Origin of the sequence: Dietzia sp. CW19 (assembly GCF_014145265.1) — a bacterium.
In the GTDB taxonomy this organism is placed as follows: Bacteria; Actinomycetota; Actinomycetes; order Mycobacteriales; family Mycobacteriaceae; genus Dietzia; species Dietzia natronolimnaea.
In genome coordinates this window covers 1-6,485 of the sequence record NZ_JAALEE010000141.1, presented here as the reverse complement: position 1 = coordinate 6,485, position 6,485 = coordinate 1, and the positions used below count along the sequence as shown (strand labels likewise).

The following is a 6,485-nucleotide window of genomic DNA, read 5'->3' as shown; positions in this document are numbered from 1 at the left end:
TGCGTGGCGGAGACGTTGACGCGCACCAGCCCTCCGGCCGCCGCTGTCCGACACGCCGCGGTGACGAGGGCCCGGCACCACCAGGCATCGGCGAGGAACCCCTCCCCGATCGACAGCGCACGGCCACGCTCCGTGGTCCCGCGGACCACGTCGTGGACGCCGGTGAGAGAGGCACAGACCCGGAAGCCCGCCCCGGGCAACGCCTCGAGACAGCCCGGCGACGCGTTCCACCGCGGTGGGGCGAACAGCCGCGTCCGAAGACCCATGTCGGCCATGATCCGGTCCGCGGCGGCCAGACGGACGGCCGCCTCCGCGGGTCCGATGGAGGCGAACTCGGGCCTGCGCGGTCGGGTCGCGGCCTCGTCGTAGCCGCCCAACACGATCGAGTCACCCCGCTCGCGACGGTGGCGTAGCCAGCCCTGCGTGGCCCTGTCCTCCGTCATCCGGTACTCGCGCCCCCGCCTCGGCGCGACGAGCAGCGAGACGGGCACCGACCGCCGCTCGAGTTCGCCGACCAGATCCACGGCACCCTCCAGCGTCGACTCCCGCAGGCCCGAGACGGAGACGATGAGGCGGGCGGTGGCCGGGCGCGGTGTCATGGAGCCCATCGTCGCAGCCGGTGATGACAGCGTGACGACGACGAGGTGTACGTCCGGTGTCCCGACCGGACGCGTGTCTTGACCGGAGGTGACGTCCCGGCCGGAGGTGACGCTCCGGGACGGGGTCAGACCGGGAGGACGTCCTCGATCGCCTCGGTGAGTTCGGGGGCACCGGGCTCCACCTTGGGGCGGAAGCGGCCCACGACCTCACCCGTCGGGGACAGCAGGAACTTCTCGAAGTTCCACTGCACGTCACCGGCCTCACCGTCTGCGTCGGCGACCGCGGTCAGTTCCGCGTACAGCGGGTGCCGGTCGGGGCCGTTGACGTCGACCTTGGCGGCCAGGGGGAAGGTGATGCCGTACTTCTCGGTGGTGAACTCCTTGATCGCGCCCTCGTCGCCGGGCTCCTGCCCCATGAACTGGTTGCACGGGAACCCCAGGACGAAGAACCCGCGGTCGCGGTAGTCGTCGGCCAGCTCCTGCAGACCCTCGTACTGCGGGGTGAGCCCGCACTCGCTCGCCACGTTGACCACCAGGACGGCGTGCCCCGCGTAGTCACCGAGTCGGGCCTGTTCGCCGTCGATGGTCGTGAAGGTGATGTCGTGAAGGCTGCTCATGTGAGCCAGCTTACGCGGTTGTCACCTTTGACATATCGTTGGGTTTTTACAACACTGCATTTCATGAGCCCAGTGCGACGGGGAGAAAAGCTCCCCATCTACAACCGGATCGCCGTCCTGCGGGCCGAGCACCGACTCAGCCGGGCCTCGCTCGCGGAACGGATCGAGGTCAACCCCCAGACCGTGGGGGCGCTCGAGCGGGGCGACCACTACCCCAGCCTGGATCTGGCCTTCCGCATCTGCGCGGTGTTCGACCTGCCGGTCGAGGCCGTCTTCTCCCGGGAGGAGTTCCAGCCGATGTCCACCGAGATCTACCGCCGCACACGAGAGGACACACCATGAACACCGCCACCGACCAGACCCTGACCTCCGCCGAGCGTCGCTACGAGAAGACCGTCGACCGGATCTCCGGCAGCCTGCTCTCATGGCGCACCCCGGAACGCCGCCGACTGCTGGTCCGGTTGAACTGGGCATGCGTCGCGGCCATGGCGGCGATCGCCGTCGCCGGGTTCTTCTGGCTCCCGATCGTCATCGCCTGGCTGCCCATGACCGTGGCCATCTGCGCGGTGTGGACGATGCTGCGCACCGTCATCGACGTCAAGGACTCCGCGCCGCCGCGCTACCTCGACGAGTTCGAGACGCAGACCCTCCTGCACGCCAGATCCACCGCGCTGTCGGTGCTCGTGGGAATCTGCTTCGTGATCGGACTGGTGCTGGTCTTCGGCTCCACGATGGAACTCGGGGACGGCCACCGCCTCGCCTACGCGATGGGCGGACTCGCGGTCCTGGCGGTGTTCGTCGGGGGGATCATCCCCGCCGCCGCGATGGCCGCGACCATGGACCCCGCCGACCCCGACGACCGCTGACCAGGACTGACGAGGACGACCGCGCTCGAGCGTCTGCCGTCCTGAACGGCTGCGGGTCCGGCCCTATCCGGCGCCGGCCGTGCGGACCGTCCACGCGTACTCGAACGCGGTCTGGCGCCACCGCTCGTACCGTCCGGACACGCCCCCGTGGCCGGCGCTCATCTCGCAGCGCAACAGCACCGGGCGGTCCGCCGAGTCGGCCGAGGTCGACACCGCCCGGAGCCTGGCCACCCACTTGGCGGGCTCGACGTAGAGCACCCGGGTGTCGTTGAGCGAGGTCACCGCCAGGATCGCCGGGTAGTCCTTGGCCTCGACGTTCTCGTACGGCGCGTAGGAGGCCATGTAGTCGTAGACCTCCTCAGAGTGCAGCGGATCGCCCCACTCGTCCCACTCGATCACCGTCAGCGGGAGCTCCGGCATGAGGATCGAGGTGAGCGGATCGACGAACGGGACGACCGCCTGGATGCCGACGAACAATTCCGGCGCGAGGTTGGCCACAGCGCCCATGAGCAGGCCACCCGCGCTGCCGCCCTCCGCCACCAACCGGTCCGGGGCGGTGAGCCCGGAGTCGACCAGGTGCCGCGCGCAGTCGACGAAGTCCGTGAAGGTGTTCCGCTTGGTCAGGGTCTTGCCCTGCTCGTACCAGAGGCGCCCCATCTCACCGCCGCCCCGCACGTGCGCGACCGCGTAGGCCATCCCCCGGTCGAGCAGCGAGAGCCGGGCCACCGAGAAGGCGGGGTCGATGCTGGTCTCGTACGAACCGTAGCCGTACAGCAGGGTCGGAACCTGCTCGCCCGCGTCGATCCGGGCTGCGGTCTCCAGCGACATCACCAGGGAGATCGGCAGCTGGGTGCCGTCCCCGGCAGTGGCCCAGTCCCGGCGCTGCACGTACCCGGCCGGGTCGTAGCCGCCCAGCACCTCCTGCTCGCGCAACAGGGTCCGCTCCCCCGTGGCCAGCGCCAGGGAGTAGATGCGGCCCGGGGTGACGAACGAGCCGAACCCGAACCTCAGCACCGGTGCGTCCCACTCCGGGTTCGACCCCGGGCCGGAGGTGAACAGTTCCTCGTCGAACTCCACGGGAGTGAACCCGGAATACGCCTCCACACCCACGGTCGACGCGGGATCCAGCGGCATCAGGGAGAACCGGGGCAGCGCCTGCTCCCGGTACCCGAGCACCAGCACGCGGGCGAACGCGTCGACCCCCTCCACCCGCACGTCGTCGCGGTGCGGCACGAGCGGGTCCAGTTCGCGGAAGTCACGGTCGACCGGTCCGGCGGGCGCCTCGACCACGGCGAAGTTGGGCGACCCCGCGTTGTGGGTGATGAGGAAGCGATCCAAGCCGCCGACGACCGCGTGCTCGACGTCGTACTCGACGCCCTCCTCGCGAGGTCGTACGCACCAGAACTCGCCCGCCGGGTCGGCGGAGTCCAGGCACCACACCTCGGTGGTGATCTTGGACCCCGCGGCGATCTGCAGGTACTTCTCGCTGCGCGTCTCACCGACCCCGATCCAGTAGGACTCGTCGGGCTCGTGGAACACCTCGTCGTCGTCGTCCCGGGTCGTCCCCAGGCGGTGACGCCACACGGTGTGGGGGCGCCACGCCTCGTCGACCGTCACATAGAAGACGTACTTGCCGTCGCGGGACCAGGTGACCCCGGCAGCGATGCCGGAGATCTCCTCGTCCGGGGCCGTGTGGTCCGGGTCGAGGGAGCGGAACCGGAGGGTGTAGCGTTCGTCGCCCTCGGTGTCGGTGGCCCAGGCGAGGACGCGGCCGTCGTGGCTGACCGAGAACGCGCCGAGCGCGAAGTACTCGTGCCCCTCGGCCTCGGCGTTACCGTCCAGCAGCAGCTGCTCGCCGGGGAGCTCGACACCGGGCGAGACCTCCGGCGGGACCCACCCGGCCGGGTCTCCGGGATCCGCCACGAACTCCGGAGGCACGGGGACGCGGCAGTGCCGGGCGTAGGACAGGCCCTCCGAGGTGCGGGAGAAGTACCACCAGCCGCTGGCCCGCACGGGAACCGACATGTCGGTCTCCTTGACGCGGGAACGGATCTCCTCGTAGACCTCGTCCTCGAGCGGCTTCTGACCGGCCGTCATCGCGTCCGTGTACGCGTTCTCCGCCTCCAGGTACTCGCGGGTCGCCGGGGCGTCCTTGTCCCGCAGCCACTCGTAGTCGTCGACGAAGACGCGGCCGTGGTGCTCACGGCGGTGGGGGCGGCGCTCGGCCCGGGGAGGCTCGGCGACCCGCCGGTCGGTGGTGGTGTCGCTGTCGGTGGTGGTGTCGGTCCGGCTGCCGGTGGCGTCATAGGCACTCATGCGGACTCACCGCCGAGCCACTCCGAGAACTCCAGGCCGGAGATCCGCTCGTACGCCTCGATGTACCGTGCCCGGGTCGCGTCGACCACCTCCGGCGGGAGCGGCGGCGGCGGGGAATCCGAGGATCGGTCCCAGCCCGAGTCGGGGCCGGTGAGCCAGTCGCGCACGTACTGCTTATCGAAGCTCGGCTGGACACGGCCGGCCTCGTACCCGTCCGCCGGCCAGTACCGGGAGGAGTCCGGGGTGAGCACCTCGTCGGCCAGGATCAACTCGCCCTCCGACAACCCGAACTCGAACTTCGTGTCCGCCAGCAGCACCCCACGGTCGGCGGCCATCCCGGCCGCCCGCGCATACACCTCCAGCGTGGCGGTCCGGAGTCGGCCGGCCAGCTCGTCGCCGACGATCCCGGAGAGCTGCTCGAACGAGATGTTCTCGTCATGGTCGCCCACCGCGGCCTTGGTGGCGGGCGTGAAGATCGGCTCCGGCAGCCGGCTGGCCTCGACGAGCCCCCCGGGGAGCTCGACACCGCACACCGACCCGCACTCGAGGTACTCGACCATCCCGGACCCGGTGAGGTAACCGCGGGCGACGCACTCGGCCTGCACCATCTCGAGGCGGCGCACGACCATCGCCCGGCCGAGCACCTCGGCGGGGATCCGTTCGTCGTCGAGAGGCCCCGCAAGGTGGTTCGGCACGTCGAGGGCGTCGAAGAAGTAGGCGCTCATGGCGGTGAGCACCCGGCCCTTGTCGGGGATCGGCGTGCCGAGCACGTGGTCGTACGCCGAGATCCGGTCGGTGGCCACCAGGAGCAGCGTCTCGCCGTCGATCTCGTATAACTCGCGGACCTTCCCGGCGGCGAGATGGCGGTAGGAGGAGAGCTCGGGTCGCATGGGGGCCAGCGTAGTCGGCGCCCCTGCGGACGCCCCGCCGGACGAGCGGTATATGCCCGGACGCAGGGGCCGTCAGCCCAGCCGCGCGTCCAGCCACTCCCCGAGCGCCGCGTACGCCTCGTCCGCACACCGGTCGTTGAACAGTTCGTGCAGACCGCCCTCGAACTCCCGGTAGGTGATCTCCGGCCGCGGGTCGTGGTCCGATCCCGCGACCTGGGCGAACCGACGGGCGCCCGTCGGCGAGGTGATGGAGTCCGCCGACCCGTTGATCACCAGGGTCGGCAACCGCAGGGCGCTCGAGCGCTGCAGGAACTTCTGCCCGCCCGCGAGGAGGGTCCCGGCTGCCAGCGCCGGCACCCCCTTGTGGTGCACGAGCGGGTCGGAGGTGTAGTCCGCCACGTACTCGGGAACGCGGGAGATCTCGTTCGGGTCCAGCTTCTCCACCGGGAGGAACGGCAGGAGGCGGGCGATCACCGGGGCCGCCGCCCGGAGCGGCGCGGGTGTGCTCTCGCCCACGACGATGCCGGGAGAGGACAGGATCAGTCCCGCCAGGTCCCACGGACGCCGGAGAGCGGACTCCCCGGCGATCAACCCGCCCATCGAGTGCCCCATGAGGAGACGGGGCAGGGACCCGGTCCCCACGCCCTCGGGGGTCCGGGTCCATTCCAGGACCGCGTCGCGGACGGCCAGGTTGTCCCGGATGTGGGTCTGAGTGTCGACCCTGGCCCGCGGTCCGGGGGCCGTGCCGTGCCCCCGGAGGTCGTAGGTGACCACGTTCACGCCGCGGTCCACGAGGAACCCCACCGTCCGCCCGTACCGGCCGGAGTGCTCACCGAAGCCGTGGACCAGCAGGAGCAGGGCCCGGGGAGTCTCGGCGTGGTGCAGGGTCGCCTGCAGGCCGGAGGTACCGGGGACGGGGATGACGGTCTCGCGCATGCGCCGAGACTAGCGCCCGGAGGCCGCCGGCCTCCCCCAAAGGTGCCAACCGGTTCTCCACCTCCGGCCTCAAGACCGGCGGCCGCGCGCGGACGAGCATGGAACCGGTCAGAGAATTCTGTCCGGACGCGGTCCGGACACCCACAGCGCAGGAGGTCCCCGTGGTTCCCACCACCCTCGCACCGGCGCCGGAGCCCACCTCCGGTCGCCGCGGCACCCGGCTCACTCGCCGGACTCGGCGTGCGGCCGCCGCGGCGCTCG

At 71.0% G+C, this 6,485-nt stretch carries 7 protein-coding genes; 2 read left to right on the top strand and 5 right to left on the bottom strand.

Features of this window, described 5'->3' with window-relative positions; translation table 11 throughout:
* Both G6021_RS05050 and G6021_RS05045 read right to left on the bottom strand, forming a co-directional pair.
* The coding region (locus G6021_RS05050) for a DUF2334 domain-containing protein (protein WP_182640776.1) at window positions 1–599 on the bottom strand (599 nt) is incomplete at its 3' end.
* 125 nt (window positions 600–724) lie between these two features.
* Window positions 725–1,216 (bottom strand): glutathione peroxidase, encoded by a 492-nt coding sequence (locus G6021_RS05045; RefSeq protein WP_182615281.1) that lies wholly within the window; start codon window positions 1,214–1,216, stop codon window positions 725–727.
* 63 nt (window positions 1,217–1,279) lie between these two features.
* Between G6021_RS05045 and G6021_RS05040 the strand changes: the two genes are divergently transcribed.
* Window positions 1,280–1,558: a helix-turn-helix transcriptional regulator gene (locus tag G6021_RS05040; RefSeq protein ID WP_031264401.1), complete on the top strand. Its 279-nt coding sequence runs from the start codon at window positions 1,280–1,282 to the stop codon at window positions 1,556–1,558.
* Window positions 1,555–2,082, top strand: coding sequence for a hypothetical protein (locus G6021_RS05035; RefSeq protein WP_179524599.1), 528 nt, complete (start codon window positions 1,555–1,557; stop codon window positions 2,080–2,082). The genes G6021_RS05040 and G6021_RS05035 overlap by 4 nt, the downstream gene beginning before the upstream one ends.
* A gap of 63 nt (window positions 2,083–2,145) precedes the next feature.
* Here the strand turns inward: G6021_RS05035 and G6021_RS05030 are convergent, their stop codons facing one another.
* The 3 genes from G6021_RS05030 to G6021_RS05020 form a co-directional block, all read right to left on the bottom strand.
* Window positions 2,146–4,398 carry a S9 family peptidase gene (locus G6021_RS05030; protein WP_182640775.1) on the bottom strand — a complete coding sequence of 751 codons (2,253 nt, stop codon included), beginning with the start codon at window positions 4,396–4,398 and terminating at the stop codon, window positions 2,146–2,148.
* On the bottom strand, window positions 4,395–5,288 hold the full coding sequence (locus G6021_RS05025; protein WP_182640774.1) for a phosphoribosylaminoimidazolesuccinocarboxamide synthase: 894 nt from the start codon (window positions 5,286–5,288) through the stop codon (window positions 4,395–4,397). Before G6021_RS05025 ends, G6021_RS05030 begins: the two co-directional genes overlap by 4 nt.
* A gap of 72 nt (window positions 5,289–5,360) precedes the next feature.
* Window positions 5,361–6,224, bottom strand: a complete 864-nt coding sequence (locus G6021_RS05020) for an alpha/beta hydrolase (protein WP_182640773.1) — start codon at window positions 6,222–6,224, stop codon at window positions 5,361–5,363.
* Between the last annotated feature and the right edge of the window lie 261 nt (window positions 6,225–6,485).

Bases quoted from the DNA above. Each gene is read 5' to 3' on its own strand.
- G6021_RS05045 (WP_182615281.1), bottom strand. From the start codon at position 1,216: ATGAGCAGCCTTCACGACATCACCTTCACGACCATCGACGGCGAACAG.
- G6021_RS05040 (WP_031264401.1), top strand. From the start codon at position 1,280: ATGAGCCCAGTGCGACGGGGAGAAAAGCTCCCCATCTACAACCGGATC.
- G6021_RS05035 (WP_179524599.1), top strand. From the start codon at position 1,555: ATGAACACCGCCACCGACCAGACCCTGACCTCCGCCGAGCGTCGCTAC.
- G6021_RS05030 (WP_182640775.1), bottom strand. From the start codon at position 4,398: ATGAGTGCCTATGACGCCACCGGCAGCCGGACCGACACCACCACCGAC.
- G6021_RS05025 (WP_182640774.1), bottom strand. From the start codon at position 5,288: ATGCGACCCGAGCTCTCCTCCTACCGCCATCTCGCCGCCGGGAAGGTC.
- G6021_RS05020 (WP_182640773.1), bottom strand. From the start codon at position 6,224: ATGCGCGAGACCGTCATCCCCGTCCCCGGTACCTCCGGCCTGCAGGCG.